Below are 25,245 nucleotides of genomic sequence, written 5' to 3' on the forward strand. Positions count from 1 at the left end.
ATCATGCAAAAGAAAGTACTGAAAGTAAATCCGAAAGACAACGTTATTGTAGCGTTGTTGGACTTACCTGCAGGAGAATCGGTACATCTTGACGGTGCAGATTACACGATTCTCAAAGATATAAAGGCAAAACATAAATTTGCTGCCACAGATTTTGAAGATGGCGATCACATCATTATGTATGGAGTAATTGTTGGAAAAGCCAACCAATCCATCAAAAAAGGCGAAGTGATTACTACCGAAAATGTAAAGCATCAAAGTGCAAAAGTGGAAGGTAAAACGGCTACCTTAGGTTGGAATCCACCTAATGTAGACAAATGGAAAGACCGTACTTTCATGGGATATCACCGTGAAGACGGGCAAGTAGGAACAGAAAACGTGTGGCTGTTCTTTCCTTTGGTTTTTTGTGAAAACAAAAATATTGAAACATTAAAAGATATTTTTGAGAAAGAATTATTACACGAAAAAGCAAGTAAACATCAACTTTTATTAAGATCCTTACTAAATGGTGGAGCAACTTCTGATGTAGCTGTTGAGGAAGAAGAGGATACTAGAGTATTTAAAAATATTGATGTAAGATTTATCACTCACCAAGGTGGTTGTGGTGGAATTCGTCAGGATGCGGAAGCATTGGGAAGATTATTTGCAGGATATGTTAACAATCCAAATGTGGCAGGAGCGACTGTTTTAAGTTTAGGCTGTCAGAATCTTCAGGTGCAGATCTTTATGGATGCACTTCAGGCTTTGGCTCCCAATAATAAAAAACCGATTGTTGTTTACGAACAGCAAAAATCGGGAACGATAGACGAAATGCTTACCGGAGTTATTAAAGATTCATACGAAGGAATTAAAAAAGCTAATGATATTGAAAGAAAGCCAGCATCGATCACGAAACTGAACATTGGTTTGGAATGTGGTGGTTCAGATGGTTTCTCTGGAATCTCAGCAAACCCGGTTTTAGGTGAGGTTTCCGATATTATGTCTGCGGTGGGAGGAACAACTATGCTTGCTGAATTTCCTGAACTTTGCGGGGTAGAACAGGAGCTGGTCAACCGTTGCCTTAACGATGAAGACGGAGTGAAGTTTCTTAAGCTGATGAAAGATTTTGAAAAATCCGTTGTAGCAGCAGGATCAGGTTTTGATATGAACCCATCTCCCGGAAATATCAAAGACGGTTTAATTACCGATGCGATGAAATCTGCCGGAGCCTCTAAAAAGGGTGGAGCAGCTCCTATTGTAGAAGTTCTTGATTTTACAGAATATGCTACAAAACCAGGGCTTAATCTGCTTTGTACACCCGGAAACGATGCTGAATGTACTACGGCTTTAGCCGGATCAGGAGCTACTGTTGTGCTTTTTACAACCGGTCTTGGAACTCCAATGGGAAATCCTATTTCACCGGTAGTGAAGATATCTTCCAATACGGTTTTGGCAGAAAAAATGTCGGATATTATTGACTTTAATGCAGGTACTGTTATCAGTGGAGATAAAACAATTCCTGAAGCGGCAGACGAGCTTCTGGAGTTTATCATCAAAGTGGCAAGCGGCGAAGTAAAAACCAAAGCGGACACTCTTAATCAGAATGATTTCATTCCATGGAGACGAGGTGTCTCTTTGTAATGGGTTAATTATATTAAATATTAGGGTTGAAACTGCTTCTTACTTTTTTGTAAGGAGCAGTTTCTTTTTGGTTTAGTTAAGACTTTGTATATTTGAATTATACCAGGAATTTTCTCAAAATTTTGTTGAAATATGAAAGTTAAGTTATTCTCTATAATCCTAATCTTGTTCATTTTTTATGGTTGTAGCTTTTTAAAAACGGAATGGCGAATTGATGAGCTTTATATACAGAAAATAGAAGGTTCATCTAAAGTTATTTATAATTTTAGTGCTTGGGGAGGACTTGATTCAAATCCTCGTGGATTTATTGTTTTAGATTCAACAGAAACTTTTCAGGTAGATGTTGAAAAGATTCTACCAATTTATCAATTATCTGATATTCCAAATAAATCTTACTTTGAAGGGATAACACATGATTGCTATGGAACTTGCGGAGAAACATATTATGATAGTGCTCCTATTTTTAAGCCTATGAAGTTAGAAAAAATGAAAATCGAAGATATTGAATTTACAAATCGAATCTATCAGTATAAAGGTTATTCAGAACATGATAGAGGTTTGGAAAACTATGTTTTTGAAAAATTTAAAGAGACAAAAGATAGCTTATATTTTTATAATTTAGATGATGTGGAAAGTATGGATGGACAGCATCTGAATGAATTAAAAGTGAGAAAAGGAGAGATTTACATTCAATTGGCTAAAAATAAAGACATAAAAAAAATAATTGCAGATGATGTAAGACTGAATTCAGAAACAAAAGCAGTCGAACAAATTAGACATATTGTTCTTACTCCTAAAAGTAAAATAAAAAATGACAAATTATCAGAAAGAGGAATATTCAGAGAAGTGAAAATTTCAAATTGACCTTTCTTATTTTCTTAAAACAAAAAGAGAGCTGGAGCTTTATTAGGCTTATTTAATGAAGTATTTACCCTATAATAAAAGATTTTAACCCATTTTGCTTTTTGAATTCAGACCAAATTTCGATTAGTCTACTCTCATCATTACTACTGTGAGTGTCTACAGTATGCTTATTTTGAATGATACATAATGCCCAATGAATTGGTAATTGATGCTCTATAAAAAATACTCCATAATCATCTTCCAGATCATTAAGTAAGTTTACAAAATATGTATAGAAGTCATTTTTAATAATTTCTTTTTTAAAGAAATCTGTAATTAAGAGACAAACGAATTCAAAATATTTTTCTCTCAAAAATATTTTTGTATTACCATCATCACTAAATATAAATTGATTTTCTTTGATAGGAGTCATTACTTCCTTTTAGAAGATTTTCTAATATAAATCTGCGGTTTCAAAACTACTTTTTTCTCAATAGAAACACCCGAAGAGTTGTCTTTAATACGATCAAGGAATACCTGTCCTGCCATTTGTCCCATCGTAACAGGAGTTTGATCAACAGAACTCATGGGAAGCTCCATAAACTGGGTAAAAGGCTCATTAGAAAAACCAATAACAGCTACTTCTTCCGGAATTTTAATCTTACGCTTTTTTAATTCCTGACAAGCACCCAATGCGGCAAAATCACTCGAAGAGAAAATAGCATCCGGAACTGATTTTTTACTCCAAAGCTTCTTTATTGCTTCAATTCCTGCATCAATAGAACTTCCGGTAGTGATGATGTTATCCTCTTTTACAGGCAATTTATGATCAATTAAAGCTTGCTTGTAACCATTCAGACGGTTTTGATAAATTTCAAGGTTTAGATCCCCTGCAAAGTGGCAGATATTTTTATAGCCTTCATCAATCAAATGGGTTGTAGCCATATAACCTCCTCGATAATCATCTACGGTTACCGTACTGATTCCGGGGATATCTTTCTTACGGTCAAAAAAGATAATTGGCGTATTGGAAGTACTTAAAATATTCTGAATATGTTCCGTATCCACAGTGGTTCTGGAAACAGACATAAAGATTCCGTCAACCTGAGCATTAAGTAAGGTGTTGAGATGCTTTTTCTCAATATTAACGTCTTCATGGCTCTGACAAATAATGACATGATAGCCATAGGTAGAAAGCTCTTCTTCGATCCCGCGAATAACCGATGAAAAGAAATTGGTGTTTACGAACGGAACAATGATTCCTACATTTTTAGTTTCACCACTTTTTAGCGCTTTAGCAAGATTATTTTGCTTGTAGTTCATTTCCTTTGCGGTTTTTACTACAAGCTCTTTAGTTGCCTGGCTGATTCTCGGATGATTGTTTAATGCCCTTGAAACGGTTGCTACACTTATGTTTAGCTTTTTTGAGATATCATAAATCGTGGCATTTTTTTTTGTCATAGGTATTCTGGACTAACGTTAAATTTCCCTTCAATACTCCTTTCAGAATAGACGTAAATTTAATCAAATTAATGATACCGATAGCCGAAAACCTGCTTTTTTATCATTTTTTATAAAGGACAATCTTTTTTTCAGGATTTTCAGTTTTTAAAACGAGCTTATCATCTTTAGCAGTCACAATTTTGAATGATCTGCTTGGAGTATTTTCCTTTTCAGAATCTTCATATTCCAAGGTTAATATTTCGCTTCCGATCAGGTAGCTTCCTGTAGTAAATGTGTTTACATCAAACGAAAATGTTTCTTTAAACTTTTTTCTGTCTAATATTTGTAAACAATATCGCTCTGTTTTTGTACAATATTTTCCGGGTTTAATTTCTTTTGTTTGTGAAAATAGAAGGTTGGAACTGAAAACTGAAAACACAATAAGACAAAAAAGTAGTGTTTTTTTCATATGCTAATGGGATATTTTAAATAATTTCCAAGTTTAAGAATTTTCTTTTAAAATTTTGTGAAATAATTTGAAAATTTAATAAAAAATTAAGTGAAAGTGGTTTGTTCTTCATATTTGGTACTCTTTTTTTATCTTTTTGAAATTGATGTGTTTATATTCTAAATTTTATTCTTGTCATTCCGTAGGAATCTAGGTTCATTTATGTAAATGATTTAGAGATTTTCCATTCTTCTTGATTGATTTGGAATAGTTCCATTTCTTTATGGTTAAAAATCACTTTTCGGCCTAATTGCATTCCATTTTTAAGGGCGACTTTTTTAGAGTTTTCGTTTTCAGAAAAGATTATAGAAACGAGCCTGTCATGAAAGTTATTTTCAAAAGCAAAATCTTTGCATTTTTTTGCGGCTTCATAGGCAAAACCTTGCATTCTGTACTGAGGAAGAATTGAGTAGGCAATTTCAAGTTCAAAGGAATTATCAATTTCTCTCACTAAAAGTCCACTTTGTCCGATGATTTTATCATGTTCTTTGGAAACTAAAATATTTTGTCCACCAAGATTATTTTCATACCTGTAAAAAGTCCATTCAAACCATTTTGCACATCTTTCTTCTGGAGTTTTAAATTCATCCATTCCAAGAAGTTTTGTGGTATTGTCATCTTTGAATAAATCTTTCCATATTTCAAAATCGGAATTTTCAAGTTTTCTGAATTGTAGCCTTTCAGTGTCTTGATTTATTAAGAGAAATTTCATGCCGTTTTTTGGTGAATATTTATTCAAAAATAAGCAAATCCAAGAAAAAATTGGATGTAGAACAATATAAAAAGAGCATCAAAATCTGATGCTCTCAATTTAAATGATGATATGAAAAAAATAATTACTGTTTCCAGAATTTTTCGATTTGTTCCAGAGATTTACCCTTCGTTTCGGGTACCCATTTCCAGACAAATACTAAAGACAGAACACTCATTACACCATAAAAGCCATACGTGAATGCTCCACTGAATTCCATCATAAAAGGATACGTTGAAGAAATCAGATAATTGGCTGCCCATTGAGCGGCAACAGCAATAGCAATAGCTCCTCCACGTATTTTATTAGGGAAAATCTCAGAGATCAATACCCAACAAATCGGTCCCCAAGACATCATGAATGATGCCGTGTAAAGAATGATAAATATTAAAGTTGCGATACCAATGATATGCAAATAAGAGAAGATCGCAATCGCAAACATTCCGATAGCCATTCCGATAGAACCGACAATCAAAAGAGGTTTTCTTCCCCATTTATCCACTGTGAAAATGGCAATGACGGTAAAAACTACATTCACAAGTCCCATCACTACAGTTTGCAGCATTGATGCATCTTTGTGAACACCCATGCTTTCAAAGATTCTCGGAGCGTAATACAATGCTACGTTGATTCCTACAAACTGTTGAAAAACTGATAATAAGATTCCTATGACAATGACTGTTTTTCCAAAAGCAAAAATTTCGCTTTTAGCTTCTGCTACGGTTCCTTTGATCTCTGCGAAAATTTCTTTAGCACGATCCTGTCCGTTAATCTTTGTCAGAATTTGTAAAGCTTCTTCATCTTTTTTAATAAAAGTAAGATAACGCGGAGTTTCAGGAACAAAGAATAATAAGATTCCGAATAGAGCAGAAGGAATCGTTAATGATAAAAACATATATCTCCATCCGATTTCATTGATCCATTCTACCGTTTGTCCGCTTGCTATTCCCCAGTTCACAAAATAAACGACCAACATTCCGAATATAATGGCAAACTGATTCAGAGAAACCAATCTTCCGCGAATTTCGGCAGGAGCAATTTCTCCAATATACATCGGGCAGACTGCAGAAGCAAGACCTACACCAATTCCTCCGATAATTCGATAAAAATTGAAAGCCAGTAAAACACCCATAGAATGTTCACCTTGCTTAAAAAATAAAAATTCAGGATAAGCGGCTCCTAAAGCACTGATGAAAAATAGGAAAGCAGCCAACATCAAAGACTTTTTTCTTCCTAATTTAGTTGAAAAGTAGCCTGAAATAGCTCCTCCAATGATAGATCCGATCAATGCACTTGATATCGTTGCTCCATGTGCCAATGAACTTAAACCCAAAGGAATAATAAGATATTCCTGAATCGATTTTTCAGCTCCTGAAATCACAGCAGTATCATATCCGAACAGTAGTCCTCCCAAAGTCGCAACCAAAGTCAGTACGGTAACGTACACCATGTTGATCTGAGCTTTTGTTTCCGAAGAATACTGAGGTCCAGAATCAATTATTTGCATAGTTTCATATAGTTTTAATTATAATTAATTTGTGTTTAATTTAAAATTAGTTAAATATTTTATAAGTATTGATTGATCAGGCTTTCCAAATATTCCTGCTTTCCGCTTTCTCTTCCTACTTCTCCAAGACCTTCTGCATGAGACGCTAAATCGGTTAAAGCAAGTTTTCCTTCTTCAAAATCTTTTCCTTTTCCGCTGTCAAAAGAAGAATATCTGTTCGTTCTGATTTCAGAATATTTTGATTTTTCTAAAATTGCATCTGCCGCAAGGAATGCTCTGGCAAAATTGTCCATTCCGCTGATGTGAGCAATGAAAATATCTTCCAGATCCGTTGAGTTTCTTCTGATTTTAGCATCGAAATTTACTCCACCACCTTGGAAACCTCCGGCTTGAATAATTACCAACATCGCCTGAGTCATTTCGTATAGATCAACTGGGAATTGGTCGGTGTCCCAACCGTTCTGATAATCTCCTCTGTTCGCATCAATACTTCCCAACACATTATTGTCTGCAGCTACCTGAAGTTCATGTTCAAAAGTATGTTGAGCTAAAGTCGCGTGGTTAACTTCCAAATTAAGTTTGAAATCATTTAATAAATCATACTGACGAAGGAAATTTAAACACGTTGCAGCATCAAAATCATACTGGTGTTTTGTAGGTTCCATCGGTTTAGGCTCGATAAAGAAAGTTCCCGTAAAACCTTGTGAACGCGCATAATCTTTAGCCATATGTAAAAACTTGGCCATGTGTTCCTGCTCACGTTTCATATCCGTATTAAGCAAAGACATATATCCTTCACGACCACCCCAAAACACGTAATTTTCTCCGCCTAATTTAATAGTAGCGTCCAAAGCGTTTTTCACCTGACCTCCTGTATAAGCCAATACATCAAAAGATGGGTTGGTTGCAGCACCATTCATGAATCTTGCATTGGAAAAGCAATTGGAAGTTCCCCATAGTAATTTTACGCCGGAAGCAGCCTGTTTTTCCTTAGCATAATCAGTGATGAATTCTAATCTTTTAGTAGACTCTACGAAATTATCCGCCTCGTCAATCAGATCATAATCGTGGAAGCAGTAGTAAGGAACGCCTAGTTTTGTGAAAAACTCAAACGCAGCATCCATCTTTTCTGTAGCTCTTTGTTTAGCGTCACTTGCCGTTAACCAGTCAAATTGCTGTGTTCCCACTCCGAACGGATCTCCGCCGGTTGCACAGAACGTATGCCAGTATGCCGTTGCAAATTTGAAATATTCTTTCATTGTCTTTCCACGGACAATTCTATTCTCATCATAAAATTTAAAAGCCAAAGGATTGTCAGATTCTCTTCCCTCAAACTGTACTTTTCCTATCCCTTTGAAGTATTCTTTGTTACCAATTGTAATTGCCATTATATTTTAATTTGTTTTAAATTTCTTTTTAAACTGCAAAATGCAATCGATTGCATTTTTGAAGCGAATTTTTCCGAAAACTTATGTTGTACTACGTAATGATTTTTGGAAATTCTAGGACTTACTTATTTATCAATATCATTTATTAATTAAAAGGGTTGTTTTATTAATAAATGAGTGTCTCTAAATGTAATAATTTTATATAATATGCAATGGAAATTTTTATATATCTTATTTTTTATGATAAGGGTAGGTGTATTTCTTTATTTAGTAGCGTATTGAAAGTTTTTTTATGATGATAATTTTAAGATAAAAATTAATTTTTTTTGTTTTTAAGTATATTTTATTTCCCGAAAATTGCAGTCAACAAACTTTTTTAATGAGTGAACTAAATCTTATGAAAGATTGTAGTGATTTTCCTTAAAAATTCTATTTTTGAGTATGAATAACAGAAACCGTGGAAAAAATACAGGAGATGACACGCTGTTTGGAACCGGAAAACAAATTGATAAATTAAAATCGGCAGTTCAGGACATGCAGTATTTGCTGAGCCGTGATTACGCTGAAAAAGCTTCTTCCGAACTTGTAGGAAATAGATACAGACTGAAAACCCGACAAATTCAGTCGGTTCGTGGAGCTTCTGCTTCTAATGCTCAGATTCAAAATAGAAAATCTAAACAACTGGAGGTTTCGGAGCTGGAAAATACAACCATTTATTTGGATGGTTTTAATGTGTTGATCCTGTTGGAAAGTCTGCTGTCGGAAGCCTATATTTTTCAGGGCTTAGACGGTTGTTTTCGTGATCTGTCAGAAGTTCACGGAACTTACAAAAGAGTCAATCAAACTTTTTCTGCAATAGAACTGATTGCAAAATTTTATCAAAATTCTAAAGTCCAAAAGATTGTTTGGATCTTTGATAAACCCGTTTCCAATAGTGGGAGAATTAAACAAACCATTCTTGACTTTGCAACGGAAAATAATTTCAACTGGGAAGTAGATTTAGAATTCAATCCGGATAAATTTTTAGTGGAAAATGCTGAAATCGTGGTTTCTTCCGATGCCTGGATTTTAGATCATTGTAAAAATTGGTTTAATCTGATTCAATATGTAATGGATGAGGAAAAGCTTGCCGTTAATCTCATAAAAATGTTTTAAAAATGAATCTTTTCGAAAAATATATTCCCTTATTTTCTGAAGGTTGGAAAGAAAAATATCAAGCTATTTTGGAAACTGAACATGTAGAGGCTTTACATAAAAATACTCAGGATTTTCAGCAGAAAATTTCAGATTGGGAACTTCCTTATTTTAATGAAGAAATAAAGATTGACAGAAAAGAAAGCTTCAATCTGTTTCTGGATATTTTTAAAAGTGAAGAACCGGAAGAAATTAAAATTCAAAAATTAGAAGAAATTCCATTTGAACACTGGCTGAATATCTTAGGGCAAAGATTGACTTCGGCAAGTATTCGAGATGAAAGCACCATTCCCCCTTTAAGAAAAACTCTGATTGAGGCTTGTCAGCAACCCTTCAATGATGAAATTACCATTGCGCAAAGAGCTTGGGAAAAACACGTGGGAAGAATGGATGATCAGTTTTGGGGTGAAGTGAAAGGAAACAATCAGCAGAAACAGGAAAAAGTAATGGAGAAAATCAATTTCATCTTAGATAATAAAACATGGTGGAATTTATTCTTTCATTATAAACACGAACTGGTTTTTGAAGTACGTGAAAAAGACGGTCACGGAATCCGTTGGAGTCATGGCGGAAAGCATTTAATCGGTTTTCTTGAAGTTTTTATGAATGAATGAAATGAGATTGAAAATATTTTTTCTGTACGTAAAAACATTGCGTACTGCTCCGATAATTTTGCATGAGTAAAATAAAAAGCAATGGATTTTTCTAATCACAACTTTACGAAAAACGAATGGGAAACATGTCTCAAGGTGCTGAATGCTTTGAAAGATGAACCGTTTCAGAATCCTGATAATAAAACCTTTTCGGGATTAATTACGAAAATTCATAAGAACGCCAAAAAACAAAATCGTCAGGAAAGTTATGCCGAAATGAAAACACATGACTTGGAAATCAATTCCGAATCTGTCCTGATGAAAAAGGCTTTGGCGGGAGCTTCTGCTTTTTATGACGATCAAAAAGACGAAACACAACTTACAAAATTACAGATTCCCAAAAACTGCTACTGCTGTAACCAAAGTTATCAATATGCTCATTCTTTTTACACAAGACTGTGCCCGAAATGTGCCGATGAAAACTACGAAAAACGTTTTCTCTCAGCAGATTTGAAAGGTAGAAACGTGATCTTAACCGGAGGACGAGTAAAGGTTGGTTTCGCAACAGCATTGAAATTGTTGAGAAACGGTGCCAATTTGGTTTTGACGACCCGTTTTCCGGCTCTGGCATTGGAAACTTTGCAGAAGGAAGCAGATTATGACGAATGGAAAGACAGACTTTGGGTATATGGTTTGGATCTTAGAAATTTAAAGGCAATTCAGGAATTTATAGATTTTTATAAATCGAATTTTGAGACTTTAGATATTTTAATCAATAATGCAGCGCAGACGATTAAATATCCTTATCAATATTATTTACCCATCATCAAACGTGAAAATGAGATGTTGGTTGAATTTAAAAACAATCAGAAATTAATTCCGAATGCAACAGAAATTTCCACAGAGATCGGAAAGCTGGAGTACGCACAAAATGAAGAAACGAATATTGCTTTAACGCGTTTTGGGCAGCCTGTCGATAGTCGTGATAAAACAAGCTGGAATTCTACATTGGAAGAAGTTTCAATGTATGAATTGGTTGAGGTGAATTTAATTAATCACATTGCCCCATATTTTTTGATTAAAGAACTAAAGCCTTTAATGAAAAACTCAGCTTTTAAAGAAAAGTTTATCGTTAATGTGACGTCTTCAGAAGGTATTTTCAGTTACGATAATAAAACAATTTTCCATCCGCATACTAATATGACGAAGGCTGCCTTGAATATGATGACGCTCACTTCCGCAAAAGAATTTGAAAAAGATCAAATCTATATGACAGCGGTTGATGTAGGTTGGATCTCTACAGGAGCGAAGGAAAGTTTGAGAAAAAAACAGTTTGAGCAGGGATATATTCCACCATTGGATTCTGTGGACGGCGCAGCAAGAATTCTGCATCCGATTGTGGAAGGTATTAATGGAAAATATTTCAGTGGAGTTTTATTGAAAAATTATAAAATTAATAACTGGTAAAGATAGAGGAAGCGTTAGCTCAGCTGGAAGAGCGGCTGCACTGCACGCAGGAGGTCGTGGGTTCGAGTCTCACACGCTTTCCAAAACGGAGATAATAGTAATAAAGGAAAAATACATTTTGCTAAAATGAGTTGCAGGTTCGATTCCTGCTTATCTCCCAAAATAGAAATGTTAGCTCAAAGGAAGAGTACTGACCCTCCAAGTCAGAGGTTGCGGGTTCGAATCCTGTACATTTCACAGGAACATATCGTCTAACGGAAGGACTCTATTACTTCATGATAGCAGTGCAGGTTCGAATCCTGCTATGTTCCCAAAATGAACACAATAATTTCAGTGTTATAAATACTCACAAAACCGACCTAGGAAACTGATGCGTTAAGAAAATTGAAAATTAATCCGTTAAAAAATTTCCACTGTTCGAAGCGTGATACAAATATCAAATCGAAGTACAAACGGTGAATTCGCGCAAGTTTTGGGAATTTTAGGATTAAGTTTTAATTTTTAGCGTAAGTTTCCCAATCTTGAATTTTTGTTTCTTTTGCTTTAAGGCAAAAGAAAATTAGTCATTTAAAATAAAAACCATGAAAGAATTAAAAGAAATATTAAATACTGTCATCAAAGAAAAAAAAGGATACATCACTTTCCTTACCGGAGCCGGAATTTCTGCGGAAAGCGGGATTCCTACTTACCGTTCTATTGACGGAATCTGGATTAAAGGAACAAAATATCATAAACCTGAAGAATTCGGAACATATAAATACTTTAGCAAAAATCAGGAGGAAGTCTGGCAATACAATCTTTTCTGGAAAAAACTGATTGAGGAAGCACAACCCAATTCCGGACATTTTGCGATTACGGAAATGGAAAAACTTTTGGGAGAAAGATTTAAATTAATCACACAAAACATCGACGGGCTTCATCAAAGATCGGGAACGCAAAAAGTGTATGAAATTCATGGAAGTAAACAAAAAGTCCGTTGTTCGAAAGAATGCAGCGAACCGATTAATGTTCCTGATAATATTACATTTAAAGAATATACAGAAGACTTAACACCAGATGATATTGATAATCTGAAATGCAAAAAATGTGGAAACTGGCTTCGACCTCATACTTTGTGGTTTGATGAAAGTTATAACGAAAAATATTACCATTTTGATACGGCTTACGATATTGCAGACAATACCGATATTTTGTTTGTTATCGGAACTTCGGGATCAACAGCCTTACCTGTAAACATTGTTGAAACCGTAAAAATCCGAGCCAAATGGATTGTGCTCATCAATCCTGAAAGTGATACGTATTTCGATTATATTTTAAGAGGAAGTAAAACATTGCATTCTATTCAGGAAAGCAGTTCCGTTGCGCTTCCACAACTAAAAAATATGATTGAAGAAGTGATAAACTCTTAAATTTTCAGACAAAGCAATAGTTTAATGGAAAAACACATCCTTCTAAGATGAATTACAGGTTCGATTCCTGTTTGCTTTGTTTTTTGATTAAAATTGGATGAGGTCTAATATTTTCCTCTCGCAGATTTTAACAGATGACGCAGATTTTTTCTTAATATCATTCTGCTTCTTGACTTTTTAAATCGACTTAGGAAACTGAAGCGTTAAGAAAATTAATTCTGTAAACGTTAAGAAAATTCTACTGTTTGAGCGCGACTCAAATTCAGAACCGAAGAACAAATCTTGACATCGCGCGAGTTTTAGAATTTTTAGAGAACAGGATTAATTTTTAACGTAAGTTTCCCAGTCTTGAATTTTTGTTTCTTTTGTTTCAAGACAAAAGAAAAGTAATCATAGAATAACAAAAGTAAATTTAATAAAACAAAAAAATGAACACATTTATCGACATTGGTATTAACCTAACCAATAAACAATTCCACGGCGAACAGGAAGAAATCATCAACCGTGCGCTCGACAATGGAGTAGAGCAAATGATCCTCACGGGAACTAGTGTAAGAGGAAGTAAGGAAGCGGCGGAAATTGCGGAAGATTATCCTGATATTTTATTTTCAACGGCTGGAATTCATCCGCACGATGCCAAATCTTTCAATAACGAAAGTATACCTGAATTAAGAAAACTATTAAAACAAGACCACGTTGTTTCCGTGGGAGAATGCGGATTGGATTTCGACAGAGATTTTTCTCCAAGACCTATTCAGGAAAAATGTTATCGTGCTCAGCTCGAATTGGCAATAGAAGTGAATAAACCGCTTTTCCTTCATGAAAGATCGGCTTTCAAAAGATTTAATGAAATTACGGACGAATATATATTCAGACTTCCAAATGCAGTTGTTCATTGTTTCACAGGAACTTTAGATGAGGCCAAAAAGTATTTGGACAAAGGTTTTTATTTGGGATTTACCGGAGCAATCAGTGATCAGAATAGATTCAAACATTTGGAAGAAGTGATTAAATATACTCCTCTCGATAGAATGATGATTGAAACCGATGCGCCATTTATGCTGCCGAAAAATATGCCGAGAACGCAGAACCGCAGAAATGAACCTGCATTTTTACCTTATGTGGCTCAAACAATTGCGAATCTAAAGAAAATCAGTATTTCCGAAGTCGCCAATGAAACGACAGAAGTCGCCCAACATTTTTTCAGCATATAAAAAAGAGTTTTACAGATAAAGTAAAACTCTTTTTTATTACATATTTTTAAGCACTTTCTCAGTACTTTTTTTTTACAAACTTTTAATAGCCGCTTCCAAAGCAAGTTCCATCATAGGTTTCAAAGCTGTCTCTCTTTCATCAGCAGAAATTTTCTCGTGAGTAGGGATAATATCTGTTACCGTAAGAATGGTTGCAGCGTTTTTTCCTAAATGTTGAGCATTGGCAAACAATCCGAATGCTTCCATTTCTACCGCAGGACAGTTGTATTTTGTAGCAATAGTTGGAACGGCAGGATCTTTTCTGTAGAAAATATCGCTACTATGAACGTTGATTGCTTTTGTGGTTAAAGATAATTCATCAGCCGTTGCATTGATCGTGTCAAAAATAGTTCCCTGATGAGAAAGAATATCATCTTCAATTTCCCATGCGAATTTGGCGTATGTACTCTCGCTTGCTGCTTTTTCAACATTTAAAATATCAAACGTTTTTAGGGCTGTTGTGTAGGCACCGCAAGTTCCGATTCTGATAATTGTATCCACTTCATATTCTGTAAACAGTTCAAAAGAATAAATTCCAATGCTTGGAAATCCCATTCCACTAGCACCTACAGTGATTTCTTTTCCTTTGTAAAGCCCTGTATAATAGAAAATGCCTCTTGTTTTGCTTACTAATTTTGCATTTTCCAAATAATTTTCAGCAATATATTGTGCGCGAAGCGGATCTCCCGGCTGTAGCACTACTTTAGCAATTTCTCCTTTTTTTGCACTAATGTGAATACTCATAATTTTATTTTGAAGCAGCAAAGATAACAAATATGTGAATAGAGAATTGTCAATTTACGGTTTCATGAATTTTTTTTAATTGATACTACTTTTTAGGTAAAATTTATCAATGTGGTTCTTTCCTGAACTGTGTGGGAGTTACCTTTTTGATTTTCTTAAAAACACGGTTGTAATAGGGAATGTCATTAAAACCAGAAGCAATACAGATTTCCGCAATAGACAATTTTGTTTTTAACAGCATTTGACACGAAGATTCGATCCTGAATTCTGTTAAGTAAGTAAAAAAAGATTTTCCGGTCATTTTTTTGAAGAAAACACAAAAGGAGGATTTCTGCATTCCTACAGATTTTGAAATTTCTTCCAAGCTGATATTCCGCTGAAAATTGCTTAAAATAAAAAGATAAATTTCCTGCAACTTTTTCTCTCTTTTGTTTTCTATGACTGGTCTTCCGACAATCTGCATGTCTTTACAATAAGAAATCAGTTCCAACAATTTAATAAAGGAAGAAACTCTTTCAATGCTATTTTGATGAATCATAGAAGTCATTAAAATCTGAATTTTTTCTAATAATCCATCTTTAAAAGACACAGCATTTTCATTATTTTGAAGTTCAGAAATACTGTTGAAAAGTTCAGGGAAAATATTTTTACAGCTTTCCAAAAAATCATTTTCAAAAACAATGGTGATATTTTCAATTTTGCCTTCGTTATCATGAACAGACTCATCGAAAGACCAACAATGCGGAATATTCGGTGGAATTAAAATAACTTCCCCTTTCGAAAAATTTTCGACAACATCACCGATAATTCTTGCCCCGCTTCCTGTGATAATATAAGACAGTTCCCAGGTTTCCTGCTGATGAAGCGGAACCTGTTGATCCCATTTGATATGAACATGATCAAAGTGAAAAGTATGGGTTCTTGCTCTTGGATAATATTTTAAATTTTGCTTCATTTAAAGTGATGAAATCAGAATTATGTAAATATAAGACAATAATTAAAAAATATAGAACAATCTTTTTGGGACAATAGCATCTATTTTTGCATTAAATTTTAAGTGAAAATATGAATCAAACCTTAAATATTTCTCAATCTAAACCGCATTATGAAATCCTTGACGGATTGCGTGGTGTTGCCGCCATTATGGTCGTATTTTTCCATGTTTTTGAAACATTTTCAAATGGAGATCACACGAAACAGATTATCAATCATGGTTATTTGGCGGTTGATTTTTTCTTTATGCTTTCAGGATATGTGATTAGTTATGCTTACGATAACCGCTGGAATCAGATGACGTTGAAAGATTTTTTCATTCGTCGTTTGGTGAGATTACAGCCAATGATTATTATCGGTTCCTTGGTTGGAGCAGTTTTATTTTATTTCCAACATTCGGAAGGACTAGGATGGGGAGGAATTTCAACAACTCCGGTTTGGAAATTACTATTGGTGATGTTTATTGGAATGACAGTAATTCCTGTTGGAAAAAGTTTAGATATTCGAGGCTGGAATGAAATGCACCCGTTGAACGGTCCGTCTTGGTCTCTGTTTTTTGAATATATCGCTAATATTGTTTATGCTTTGGTTTTAAGAAGAGTTTCCAAGATCGTACTAGGAATTTTAGTGATTATTTCAGCAGGATTTACCATTCATTATGCTTTTACCAATCCAAATGGAGATATGATTGGAGGTTGGTCAATTGATGATGCAACGCAATTGAGAATTGGATTTACAAGATTGGCTTTTCCTTTTTTAATGGGAATATTTTTGGCGAGAATAGTTAAATTAAAATTCACTAAAAATGCTTTTTTTACCACGAGTCTTATCCTTATTATTTTATTTGCATTTCCACGTTTAGGAGGAACTGAAGCACATTGGCAGAATGCTTTTTATGAATGTTTTACCTTAATGATTATGTTTCCGGTTGTTATCTTGTTGGGAGCCGGAGGTAAAGTGGTGGGTGAGAAAGCCAATCAGTTATGTAAATTTTTAGGAGATATTTCATATCCTATTTATATTACACATTTTCCGCTAGTATATGTTTATATGGCATGGATTGTGAATGGAAAACATACATTGGAAGAACCTCAATCCTGGATTTTTGGTTTGCTTACGGTAGCTGTTTCAATAGTTTTAGCGTATTGCTTTATGAAGTTCTACGATATTCCAGTGAGAAAATGGCTAAATAATAAATTAATATCAAAAAAATAAAAGTTTAAATGAAAATAGAACACGTTGCCTTTTGGGTAAAGGATTTGGAGAAGATGAAAAATTTCTATGAGAAATATTTCGGTGCAGTTTCTAATGAAAAATACCATAATCCTGTAAAGAATTTTGAATCTTATTTCCTGAGTTTTGAGAACGGAAGCAGATTGGAAATCATGACAAGACCCGATATTCAAGAAGGAAACAATTCTTTTGAAGCTCAGAAATTCGGAATCATTCACCTTGCATTTTCTACAGGAAGCAAGGAGAAAGTTGATGAATTAACTGAAATTTTGAGAAATGATGGTTATAAAGTAGCTGGAGAACCCAGAACTTCCGGAGATGGCTACTACGAAAGCGTCATTCTCGATCCTGAAAATAATATTATCGAGATAATAAAATAGTTTTTAATTCTCAAAGTGAACGTATTTACTTTGGCTCGGCTCAGATCTAAGATCTGAGCCGATTTTTTATTGAGAATAGACCTTTTTTGAAGCTGGAATATCTATTTACAAATAAAAGTATTATTTAATTATTAATCATGGAATTAAAAATTTTATTCTCAGAGAAATAATTATATTTTTGTTTATCATGGAAACCAAATCCCCATTTTTAGACACTTTATTTCTGCTTCGAAAAGAAGAATGCATTACCATTTTTACAGATATTCAGGAAATTTCTCAAAAGGAAGAACAGGATGCTGCAGATTATTTTGAATCCGAATTCGAAAAAGAGCGATTGGAATTTTTATCCGATCAGATCAATTGTGACCGCGAAACGGCGGTTTGGGCTGCAAAAATAATGTATCACAGTGCTCAATTACATTTGATAAGAGAAAATACAGCGAAAGATTTAAATAAGTTAATTCCTCCATTTAAAGGGAAACGAGATACTTCATCCCTATTATCTGCTGATTTATCGTTAAGATTTTTACCGCAAATTATTGCTGTTTTACAAAGTGCAGATCAGGAAGATGCTGTAATCAAAATGTTGGAAAATATTTTAAAACAATTTCATTACTCCGCCATTGGATTTGATTTGGAACTGGAAAATATCAACTGGGAAGAGGAATTAAAAGACAAAACCTACCGAAAATTATATCTTGAAAGAATTGTGGAAAAGAAAGCTTATCCATTGGCAGAAATTCCATACATCAATCAATTGCTTATCGCTGAATTTGGGATGTATAAAGATATTTTTTGGAGAGAACTAAAAATAATCAATGATTAAAAACCTTTGTTTACTTTGTTAAGTGAAACACCTTAGTGAACTTAAAAACATTTAGTTATTAAAAAAGAAACTTAGTGCTCTTTGCGTTAAAAAAGCAGCATCAAAATATAAAACAAATGACTCAAAATATAGAAAAATTAAACACCGTTCTTACCTACGTAAAAGACACATTTGTCGGAAAAAATGACGTAGTAGATTTATTAGGAATCTGCCTTTTGGCAAGGGAAAACGCTTTTTTGTATGGTCCTCCTGGAACGGCAAAATCGGCAATTGTAAGAACTTTAGCAAAAACCGTAAAAGACGGAAAAAATTTCGAATATCTTTTAACACGTTTCACGGAGCCGAACGAAATTTTCGGACCTTTCGATATCAGAAAATTAAAAGAAGGTGAACTATTGACGAATACTGAAGGAATGATGCCTGAAGCATCATTGGTTTTTCTGGATGAAATTTTCAATGCCAATTCTGCGATTCTGAATTCCCTTTTAATGGCCTTAAATGAAAAGATTTTCAAAAGAGGAAAAGAAACAAAAAATCTTCCTGCATTGATGTTTGTGGGAGCGAGTAACGTTCTTCCCGAAGATGAAGCCCTGAACGCTTTGTTCGATCGTTTTTTGATTAGAATTAATGTAGATTATGTAAATCCCGATCTTCTTCAACAGGTGCTTTTAGCTGGAAGAAAACTGGAAAATAATATCGAAACAGAAACTCCCGAAATTCTTTCGCACGAAATAAAAGAACTTCAAAATCTATGTAAATCAATTGATTTAAAACCGATTTATGAAGTTTATTTAAATACAATCATCAATCTTCGAAATACAGGAATCGCGATTTCCGACCGTCGTGCTGTGAAATTACAGAATTTGATCGCAGCAAGTGCTTTAATTTGTGGTCGAAATGAAGCCATTCTTTCAGATTTATGGGTGTTGAAACACATTTGGGATACCGAAGAACAGATCGAAATTTTAGAAGGAATCATCAACCGAACGATTGAAAAAGATGACAATCCGAAATCTCATCCACAGGCTTTACAAAACAAAACTCCGAATCCGGAAGAAGTGATGAAAGACGTAAAAATTCTGATTGAAAAATGGAATAATGAAACGTTAAGTTTTGAGGAGCAAAATGTGATTAAAGATAAATTGAGATATCTTCAAACACGTTGCGACTGGATCAAAAATCCTGAACAAAAACAATACATTCAACAAGAAATTGAAAGTCTATGGCAAAAGATTTTGCAGACAGTTTAAAAGACTTTTGGGCAGAAATTCCTCGTGTTGATGAAGATTTTCTAGGTTCAATCCGTGACTGGAAAAATGTTCAGATTGCGTTGGATGAAGATACAATTTGGGTAAAAGGTTTTACTGATGAACAGGCTGTTTCGTCGGAAATTCAACAATTGCCTAATTTTATTTTATATGAATTAAGAGATGGACTTTTATTCCGAAAAGATGCGTTGGTTCCAAGTAAAAAAGTGAGAACGGCTTTGCTTTGGACATCGATTGATAAAGCATTGCGATTAACTTTTCCATCATCAAACAAAAACTTTTTTGGAATAGATGAAAAAATTGAAATTAAATTAAAACCAAGCGAAGAAGAGCAACCAACAGCCGCTTTATTAAGTTCAATGAATGATATCAAAGACGCAATTATCACTTTACCAAAATTCAAATTGGAAAAACTGGATTGGATGGTCATTAATGATAAAGCATTATTTTTAGGAACTCCATTATTGAGTTTTCCCGGAAAAACATTCTGGATGAAAGATAATCATCTTTTACCAACAGGTTTCGATTTTGAGTTTAAAAATTTGAGTTCTTTATTGCAAAGAAAATATAATGCAAGTCAGGATCAATGGCTTTTATGGGACGAAAACGGAAGTGTTTTACATCTTAATAAAAATGATTTCCGAAAACTGTCCGTAAGCACATTTCGTCTGACTGAAAAATCACAAGAATGGATATAATCGCTTATTTTCAATCATATATAAATTATTTCTGGGAATGGACGACTGATGAAGATGTTCCTGATGACACTGGGTATAATGAAAACAATCTTATTTCGATACCGAACGTAGGAGCGATTGCTTATAGACCTTATGTAATAGAAATTTTGAAGCAATTACAACCACAAGGTTTACCTCCTTTTGGTGCACTCCTTTTGCTTTTATATGCATCACAAGATGGATATTTAAATTTAGATGGAATTTCTTATCATTTAAAAAGAGTTCAATTAAATCATCTCGATGTTGAAAGATTGAATATTGATAAAGGAATTAGATTTTTAGAAAATGTAAGAAACTTAGGAAACAAATATAAAAAAGGGCAAAACAGAATAGTACTTTTACAAACTGTTTTTGCTCATTTACCAGTTGTCGCTTCGTCTGTTAGTGCTGATTTGATGCTGAAGGTATTTGCTAAAAGACCACATATAATTGCAGAATCTGCACATAAAAAACAACCAAATGATTCGGTTATAATAAAAGATATTCGAACTTTAGCAATATTGGATGGAAGATTCCCAACAACGGAATCAATTATCAATGCAATGAAAGGCATGGTCGATATTCCCGAATTAGAGGACGAAGTCATTGAAGAAGGAACCACCGTCGAAACCGACAAAGACTTTATCCAACAATTAATTGAAGAACCAAAAACTTTTCAGGTTGGAAGTTTAATTAAAAGGATCTGGAGCGGTCTGAAAATCCCGATGCGTCACCTTTCACCTGGTGAACAGCCAATTGGCGGAATTTCGGATATGACCAATAAAGGCGAACTTCACAGAATGCTTTTGTCCGAATTTGCTAATGAAGACGAGGTTTTCATGAATCGTGTCGCAAATAACGAAGCGTTGTACATTCAACGTGAAATTCCACCTGAGGAAAATATTTTTGAACGAATTATTTTGATCGATACTTCCTTAAAAAATTGGGGAACTCCGAAAGTTCTAGCTTTTGCATCGGCGATTGCGGTCATCAAACATCCAAAAGCACATTCTGAATGTAAAGTTTTTGCGTTGGGACAAAATAATATCCCAATTTCATTGGATAAAGTGGATGAAGTGGTGGAAAACCTAAATCAAGTGAGTTCGGTTTTGGAAGTTTCTCATGCGCTCGAAAAGTTTTTTGATGAAGAACATACAGAAAAAGATCTGGAAGTTTTTTTCATCACGCATCAGGAAAATTTAGTCAATCAAAATCTTCAAAAAGTTATTCATGAAAATCGGGATCGATTGAAGTTTTTGGTCACGACTTCTTCGGATGGCGAGTTGAATTTTTATAAACATCATAAAGGAACACGAAAGCATATCCAGAAAATTGTGCTTCCGTTGCAGGAATTGTGGGCAAATCCTCCTCAAAGAAGACAAAGGAGAGAGAATGGCATTTCAAGCAATGGAAAAAAAGCCGATGTACCTTTGAATTATCCGATCTTATTTCCAGCACCAGTTAATAAAATCGCGACATTCTTATATGAAGGTGAGTTTTATATTCTAAGCAATAAAAAACAATTGTTGAGAACTTATTTATCTGATAATTACTATAATAAAAACTATTACGATTATTATAAAATTCATCATGGGTGTGAAGTTTTAATTGAAGATATTTCCGTAAAACCGAAAGGTCAGTTTGCGTTGGCGAGAAATAAGCAGCAGGAATTTATTTTATGTCAATATCAACCAGATAAAAAAATGATTTCTAAATTAAATTTAAATACAAAAGAATATTCTGAACTGAATTTGACGGGGAAAAGAATTCCGCTAAACCATAAGCTCGTATATTATGACAAGAGCTTTTATCTTCACCAACACGATATTCCTTATAGTTACAAAATACCTATTGAAGGAAATGTCTACCTCGAAGAAGTACTTGAAAAGGATAAAGAAATGGATAGAAATACTTCTAAAGTTGAAACAGAGATCAAAAAATTATCCGGTAGCGGTATTAAAATTCTAAATAATTTCAGCAATATTGGAATCAATGCAGAAAAAAGACTGGTCATTTCGAATAGTGAATTGAATAAATTATATGATAATTCGATAGCGCTATATAGAAATGGTCGCCAGTTGAGAATTTATGCGGAACAAAATAAAAATAGATTTACTTTTTCCGACGGAAGCGAAATCATTACAGATACACGAGGAATGTTGGCTTTTAAAAGCAGTAATAAAAATATTCCTGAATTCTACATGCCATCAACGGATCATGGATTTTTGGCGTTGGCGACGAACACGGAATTTGGAGGTTCAGAATATTATTTACCTCAAAATACTTTGTTGAAAGTGAAAAAAATGGAAGAGATGTATGAGGAATGTCTCGAAAGATTTATAGATCAAATTTGGGAATATGGAACTTAGAATTAAACCTTTTCCGAAAAACAATTATCCTAAAAAAGGACTTTTAATAAAAGGTTCTTCACCATTGACGTGGCTTCACGAGATGGAAATTTTAGGAATAGATTTAAATCAGATTCAATCATTTCCAATTCCTTCCGATGAACCGAATATTTTGTATGGCTGTTTTTTGATTTTCCAAAATTCGGCTCCAAGTGAAATTGGAAGAAATTCTTATTTTCAGTGTATTGATAGTAAATTTTTCATTCCTGAGAACACGACTTTTTATCCAAAGCTCAATCCTGAAGATTGGCAAAATATCGGTGCTGAATTTTTGATCATGCATCCTGAATTTGGTTTGGTAAAATTAAATGAAGAAATCGATTGGCTTTCTATTATTCAACATCCAAAACAATCGGAAGATAAAATCCGAAAACCTTTGAATGGCGTAAAAATTCCTCAGAAAATTGAGAGTTACACCGTTGAAATGGATGATGAAAAAATTCTCGAATCCCTTCAAAAGCCACAAACCGAAGAAGAATGGATGAAAAACCTTCCGTTTGACCTTAAAAAAGTAATGGCTGGAAACAAAAAGGAGATTGAAAAATATTTAAAGTATATCGAAAAATATCCTGACAGAGCCGTAGAACTAGGAGTTCCACTTGATGTGATGGGAACTTCAAGAGGTGACGGTTTTGGGATTTTTAAATTTCAAAATACATGGTTAGGAAAGTTATTTGGTAGAAGAAATTCAGACGGAGAGGATTCAGAATCTACTTATTCCGAAAAATATAGGTGGATATTTTGGACTTTTTTAATTGGAATTGCCTTATTCAGGTTTTTCATGCATGTGAGTAAAGACGAACCTGGGCAAAGTCCTCCGATGGCTTCATCGGGAAAAGTTTCAGAAGTAGATAAAAATATGATGAAACCTGTTGTGGCATATCAGTCGGGAGTTACAGATATTGATATGAAGATCGATTCGATGTACGGCAGAAAAAGAAATGATCTGATGAATGAAAGAGTTATGCTTGTCGAAAATATGCAAAAAGATAGGCTTTATTATGATGAATACTTAAAGAAAGGTGGAAAACCTCTTCCTGATATTACTAAGGAAGAGTTCGCTTTGGAAGGTGAAATTAAAACAGCGACAGATTCGTTAAAAAGAGTTTATAGAAAGAAAATTGTAAAATATCTGGCTCAAAGCGAAGTAAAGTATAAAAAGAAAATTACAGATTCTCTAGAAAAAATAAATTCAGAAAGGCCTGCGGATCAAGGAATTGTAAAAACAGTTTTGAAGAAGAAGCAAAAGCTGGTTGAAGACTCTTTAGGACGACTTTACGGAACAAAAGATATCGTTGAACCTCCAATCGTACAGAATAAACCTCCACAAGTGGCAACAAATTCTGAAAATGAAAAACCTTATTCCAAATACAATATTTCTTTCTCGGAAATTATTTGGTTAATAATTTTTATGACAGGCGTTGTTGGGCTGTATAATTTTATTGTAAGGAAAAGATCTATAAATATCGGAGGAGATAATGTACCAAGCGGAATTAAAATTTTTCTTGTCATTGTTCTTGTCGGAATGTTGGCGTATATTTTCTATCCGTTGATCGAAATGTTCGGCTACAACTGGTTTGTATGGATTCTCATTATCGGTGTTGTGTTGCTTCTTTACCGTCTTTTTAGCGAAGATAAAACCATTTTAAACTCAGACAAAGATGAATAGGCAGAAGTTTATAGACAAGTTTATGGCGGCATTTTTCATTCTGGTAATCATTAAGGTTATCGGGATTTTTGCGCAGTTTTTTCATCAGAGTTTTTGGAGTGTTATCGGGACTTTGGTGATTTTTGCGATCGTTGCTTTCATCATTTTTGTGGTGTTAATGCAGTTGGAAAAGAAAGAAAAAGAGAAAAATCAATCGGGGAGAAGAGGTGCAAATGGTGGCGGAAATTTTTATCTTGAAGCCTCACTTTTCGATAAAATCAGGAATAAATATGAAGAGCTGGCTCAAAAATATATTGATGAAAAAGATTACAGAAGAGCAGCTAAAGTGTATATGAATTTGCTTCGTGACAATTATCGCGGGGCAAAAACTTTAGAAGACGGCGGTTTATATAATGAAGCGGCAGTGATTTATCTTAAAAAATTAAAAAATAAATCCGAAGCGGCGAATTGTTATGAAAAGTCTAAGCAATACAGAAAGGCAATCGATTTATATAAAGAACTCGAACAAAAAGAAAAAGTAGGGGATTTGTATCGTGAAATTAATGATGTTAAAAATGCAAACGTCTATTATCAGATGGTTGTAGATGATTATGTAAACAACGGTCAAATGGTAAAAGGTTCTCTTATTTATCGTAAAAAAATGGAAATGTCCGATGAAGCTCAGAAAATTTTGTTGAAAGGTTGGGAGGAAGATCGAGATGCATTCAATTGTCTGAATAATTATTTTGCAAATATTTTTGATGTGAAAAAACTCGATCAGCAAATTCAGGAGTTGTATGAAAAAACACCTTCCGATAAAAAGATCACTTATCTTGAAGCCATGAAGTATGAATTTAAAAAAAATCCGAAACTTCAAAGTACAACAAGAAATATCGCTTATGAAATTATTGCAGAAAAAGTAGCAACTCGTTCAGAAATTGTGAATGAATTAAAACATTTTAATCCTGATGATGAGGTTATTTTGAAAGATATTTCTAGGTATAAGACGGGTCGAAATAGAATGTTTAGGAATTGAGAATTCGTCATTGCGAG

Annotated in this window: 23 protein-coding genes and 4 tRNA genes; 19 read left to right on the forward strand and 8 right to left on the reverse strand. The window is 34.1% G+C overall.

From position 1 onward, the window contains the following. Positions 1-3: 3 nt before the first annotated feature. On the forward strand, positions 4-1,620 hold the full coding sequence (locus RM51_RS13910) for a UxaA family hydrolase (protein ID WP_039370777.1): 1,617 nt from the start codon (positions 4-6) through the stop codon (positions 1,618-1,620). Between the two features lie 132 nt (positions 1,621-1,752). After that, positions 1,753-2,484: a hypothetical protein gene (locus RM51_RS13915; protein ID WP_039370780.1), complete on the forward strand. Its 732-nt coding sequence runs from the start codon at positions 1,753-1,755 to the stop codon at positions 2,482-2,484. Positions 2,485-2,548: 64 nt separating this feature from the next. Here the strand turns inward: RM51_RS13915 and RM51_RS13920 are convergent, their stop codons facing one another. From RM51_RS13920 to xylA, 6 genes are all read right to left on the reverse strand, one after another. Then, entirely contained in the window at positions 2,549-2,896 is a 348-nt protein-coding gene (locus tag RM51_RS13920; protein ID WP_039370783.1) for a hypothetical protein, read from the reverse strand. Next, a complete protein-coding gene (locus RM51_RS13925; protein WP_039370785.1) occupies positions 2,896-3,924 on the reverse strand; it encodes a LacI family DNA-binding transcriptional regulator in 1,029 nt (342 codons plus the stop codon). The genes RM51_RS13920 and RM51_RS13925 overlap by 1 nt, the downstream gene beginning before the upstream one ends. 103 nt (positions 3,925-4,027) lie before the next feature. Beyond that, positions 4,028-4,375: a hypothetical protein gene (locus RM51_RS13930; RefSeq protein WP_039370787.1), complete on the reverse strand. Its 348-nt coding sequence runs from the start codon at positions 4,373-4,375 to the stop codon at positions 4,028-4,030. A 199-nt stretch (positions 4,376-4,574) separates the two neighbouring features. Next, entirely contained in the window at positions 4,575-5,126 is a 552-nt protein-coding gene (locus RM51_RS13935; protein ID WP_039370789.1) for a GNAT family N-acetyltransferase, read from the reverse strand. Between the two features lie 124 nt (positions 5,127-5,250). Continuing rightward, on the reverse strand, positions 5,251-6,672 hold the full coding sequence (xylE, locus tag RM51_RS13940; RefSeq protein WP_084111144.1) for a D-xylose transporter XylE: 1,422 nt from the start codon (positions 6,670-6,672) through the stop codon (positions 5,251-5,253). Positions 6,673-6,731: 59 nt separating this feature from the next. Then, positions 6,732-8,060 (reverse strand): xylose isomerase, encoded by a 1,329-nt coding sequence (xylA, locus tag RM51_RS13945; RefSeq protein ID WP_039370791.1) that lies wholly within the window; start codon positions 8,058-8,060, stop codon positions 6,732-6,734. Positions 8,061-8,501: 441 nt separating this feature from the next. Between xylA and RM51_RS13950 the strand changes: the two genes are divergently transcribed. The 9 genes from RM51_RS13950 to RM51_RS13985 all read left to right on the forward strand — a co-directional run bounded on the left by RM51_RS13950 (position 8,502) and on the right by RM51_RS13985 (position 13,937). After that, positions 8,502-9,215, forward strand: a complete 714-nt coding sequence (locus RM51_RS13950) for a DUF434 domain-containing protein (protein WP_039370793.1) — start codon at positions 8,502-8,504, stop codon at positions 9,213-9,215. A 2-nt stretch (positions 9,216-9,217) separates the two neighbouring features. Beyond that, complete coding sequence (locus RM51_RS13955; RefSeq protein ID WP_039370818.1) at positions 9,218-9,868, forward strand: hypothetical protein; 651 nt, start codon at positions 9,218-9,220, stop codon at positions 9,866-9,868. Positions 9,869-9,949: 81 nt separating this feature from the next. Next, on the forward strand, positions 9,950-11,314 hold the full coding sequence (locus RM51_RS13960) for an SDR family NAD(P)-dependent oxidoreductase (protein ID WP_039370821.1): 1,365 nt from the start codon (positions 9,950-9,952) through the stop codon (positions 11,312-11,314). An 8-nt stretch (positions 11,315-11,322) separates the two neighbouring features. Further along, positions 11,323-11,395 (forward strand) — tRNA-Ala (locus RM51_RS13965). Between the two features lie 84 nt (positions 11,396-11,479). Then, a tRNA-Gly gene (locus tag RM51_RS13970) sits at positions 11,480-11,551 on the forward strand. Positions 11,552-11,554: 3 nt separating this feature from the next. Next, positions 11,555-11,625, forward strand: a tRNA-OTHER gene (locus tag RM51_RS19505). Between the two features lie 270 nt (positions 11,626-11,895). Beyond that, entirely contained in the window at positions 11,896-12,723 is an 828-nt protein-coding gene (locus tag RM51_RS13975) for an SIR2 family NAD-dependent protein deacylase (RefSeq protein WP_039370823.1), read from the forward strand. A 10-nt stretch (positions 12,724-12,733) separates the two neighbouring features. After that, positions 12,734-12,802 (forward strand) — tRNA-Arg (locus tag RM51_RS13980). Positions 12,803-13,151: 349 nt separating this feature from the next. Next, positions 13,152-13,937: a TatD family hydrolase gene (locus RM51_RS13985; protein ID WP_039370825.1), complete on the forward strand. Its 786-nt coding sequence runs from the start codon at positions 13,152-13,154 to the stop codon at positions 13,935-13,937. A gap of 72 nt (positions 13,938-14,009) precedes the next feature. Here RM51_RS13985 and deoD read toward each other — a convergent pair whose 3' ends face one another. Continuing rightward, entirely contained in the window at positions 14,010-14,720 is a 711-nt protein-coding gene (deoD, locus tag RM51_RS13990; protein ID WP_039370827.1) for a purine-nucleoside phosphorylase, read from the reverse strand. Between the two features lie 106 nt (positions 14,721-14,826). Then, positions 14,827-15,675, reverse strand: a complete 849-nt coding sequence (locus RM51_RS13995; RefSeq protein WP_039370831.1) for an AraC family transcriptional regulator — start codon at positions 15,673-15,675, stop codon at positions 14,827-14,829. 110 nt (positions 15,676-15,785) lie between these two features. On the opposite strand from RM51_RS13995, the gene RM51_RS14000 reads away from it, so the two are divergent. From RM51_RS14000 to RM51_RS14035, 8 genes are all read left to right on the forward strand, one after another. Further along, positions 15,786-16,928, forward strand: coding sequence for an acyltransferase family protein (locus RM51_RS14000; RefSeq protein ID WP_039370832.1), 1,143 nt, complete (start codon positions 15,786-15,788; stop codon positions 16,926-16,928). Positions 16,929-16,936: 8 nt separating this feature from the next. After that, complete coding sequence (locus RM51_RS14005) at positions 16,937-17,326, forward strand: VOC family protein (RefSeq protein WP_039370837.1); 390 nt, start codon at positions 16,937-16,939, stop codon at positions 17,324-17,326. Between the two features lie 187 nt (positions 17,327-17,513). Next, positions 17,514-18,152, forward strand: coding sequence for a hypothetical protein (locus RM51_RS14010; RefSeq protein WP_039370840.1), 639 nt, complete (start codon positions 17,514-17,516; stop codon positions 18,150-18,152). A gap of 116 nt (positions 18,153-18,268) precedes the next feature. Next, positions 18,269-19,402: an AAA family ATPase gene (locus RM51_RS14015; protein WP_039370841.1), complete on the forward strand. Its 1,134-nt coding sequence runs from the start codon at positions 18,269-18,271 to the stop codon at positions 19,400-19,402. Then, positions 19,375-20,118, forward strand: a complete 744-nt coding sequence (locus RM51_RS14020) for a hypothetical protein (protein WP_039370843.1) — start codon at positions 19,375-19,377, stop codon at positions 20,116-20,118. The genes RM51_RS14015 and RM51_RS14020 overlap by 28 nt, the downstream gene beginning before the upstream one ends. Then, positions 20,109-22,505 carry a hypothetical protein gene (locus tag RM51_RS14025; RefSeq protein WP_039370846.1) on the forward strand — a complete coding sequence of 799 codons (2,397 nt, stop codon included), beginning with the start codon at positions 20,109-20,111 and terminating at the stop codon, positions 22,503-22,505. The genes RM51_RS14020 and RM51_RS14025 overlap by 10 nt, the downstream gene beginning before the upstream one ends. Further along, entirely contained in the window at positions 22,495-24,213 is a 1,719-nt protein-coding gene (locus RM51_RS14030; RefSeq protein WP_039370849.1) for a hypothetical protein, read from the forward strand. The genes RM51_RS14025 and RM51_RS14030 overlap by 11 nt, the downstream gene beginning before the upstream one ends. Further along, entirely contained in the window at positions 24,206-25,228 is a 1,023-nt protein-coding gene (locus tag RM51_RS14035; protein WP_039370853.1) for a tetratricopeptide repeat protein, read from the forward strand. The genes RM51_RS14030 and RM51_RS14035 overlap by 8 nt, the downstream gene beginning before the upstream one ends. Positions 25,229-25,245 lie beyond the last annotated feature (17 nt).

It is taken from the genome of Chryseobacterium taiwanense (assembly GCF_000813825.1).
Classification (GTDB): domain Bacteria; phylum Bacteroidota; class Bacteroidia; order Flavobacteriales; family Weeksellaceae; genus Chryseobacterium; species Chryseobacterium taiwanense.

Excerpts from the sequence above, each read along its gene's own strand:
- RM51_RS13910 (WP_039370777.1), top strand. The coding sequence starts at position 4 with ATGCAAAAGAAAGTACTGAAAGTAAATCCGAAAGACAACGTTATTGTA.
- RM51_RS13915 (WP_039370780.1), top strand. The coding sequence starts at position 1,753 with ATGAAAGTTAAGTTATTCTCTATAATCCTAATCTTGTTCATTTTTTAT.
- RM51_RS13920 (WP_039370783.1), bottom strand. The coding sequence starts at position 2,896 with ATGACTCCTATCAAAGAAAATCAATTTATATTTAGTGATGATGGTAAT.
- RM51_RS13925 (WP_039370785.1), bottom strand. The coding sequence starts at position 3,924 with ATGACAAAAAAAAATGCCACGATTTATGATATCTCAAAAAAGCTAAAC.
- RM51_RS13930 (WP_039370787.1), bottom strand. The coding sequence starts at position 4,375 with ATGAAAAAAACACTACTTTTTTGTCTTATTGTGTTTTCAGTTTTCAGT.
- RM51_RS13935 (WP_039370789.1), bottom strand. The coding sequence starts at position 5,126 with ATGAAATTTCTCTTAATAAATCAAGACACTGAAAGGCTACAATTCAGA.
- xylE (WP_084111144.1), bottom strand. The coding sequence starts at position 6,672 with ATGCAAATAATTGATTCTGGACCTCAGTATTCTTCGGAAACAAAAGCT.
- xylA (WP_039370791.1), bottom strand. The coding sequence starts at position 8,060 with ATGGCAATTACAATTGGTAACAAAGAATACTTCAAAGGGATAGGAAAA.
- RM51_RS13950 (WP_039370793.1), top strand. The coding sequence starts at position 8,502 with ATGAATAACAGAAACCGTGGAAAAAATACAGGAGATGACACGCTGTTT.
- RM51_RS13955 (WP_039370818.1), top strand. The coding sequence starts at position 9,218 with ATGAATCTTTTCGAAAAATATATTCCCTTATTTTCTGAAGGTTGGAAA.
- RM51_RS13960 (WP_039370821.1), top strand. The coding sequence starts at position 9,950 with ATGGATTTTTCTAATCACAACTTTACGAAAAACGAATGGGAAACATGT.
- RM51_RS13975 (WP_039370823.1), top strand. The coding sequence starts at position 11,896 with ATGAAAGAATTAAAAGAAATATTAAATACTGTCATCAAAGAAAAAAAA.
- RM51_RS13985 (WP_039370825.1), top strand. The coding sequence starts at position 13,152 with ATGAACACATTTATCGACATTGGTATTAACCTAACCAATAAACAATTC.
- deoD (WP_039370827.1), bottom strand. The coding sequence starts at position 14,720 with ATGAGTATTCACATTAGTGCAAAAAAAGGAGAAATTGCTAAAGTAGTG.
- RM51_RS13995 (WP_039370831.1), bottom strand. The coding sequence starts at position 15,675 with ATGAAGCAAAATTTAAAATATTATCCAAGAGCAAGAACCCATACTTTT.
- RM51_RS14000 (WP_039370832.1), top strand. The coding sequence starts at position 15,786 with ATGAATCAAACCTTAAATATTTCTCAATCTAAACCGCATTATGAAATC.
- RM51_RS14005 (WP_039370837.1), top strand. The coding sequence starts at position 16,937 with ATGAAAATAGAACACGTTGCCTTTTGGGTAAAGGATTTGGAGAAGATG.
- RM51_RS14010 (WP_039370840.1), top strand. The coding sequence starts at position 17,514 with ATGGAAACCAAATCCCCATTTTTAGACACTTTATTTCTGCTTCGAAAA.
- RM51_RS14015 (WP_039370841.1), top strand. The coding sequence starts at position 18,269 with ATGACTCAAAATATAGAAAAATTAAACACCGTTCTTACCTACGTAAAA.
- RM51_RS14020 (WP_039370843.1), top strand. The coding sequence starts at position 19,375 with ATGGCAAAAGATTTTGCAGACAGTTTAAAAGACTTTTGGGCAGAAATT.
- RM51_RS14025 (WP_039370846.1), top strand. The coding sequence starts at position 20,109 with ATGGATATAATCGCTTATTTTCAATCATATATAAATTATTTCTGGGAA.
- RM51_RS14030 (WP_039370849.1), top strand. The coding sequence starts at position 22,495 with ATGGAACTTAGAATTAAACCTTTTCCGAAAAACAATTATCCTAAAAAA.
- RM51_RS14035 (WP_039370853.1), top strand. The coding sequence starts at position 24,206 with ATGAATAGGCAGAAGTTTATAGACAAGTTTATGGCGGCATTTTTCATT.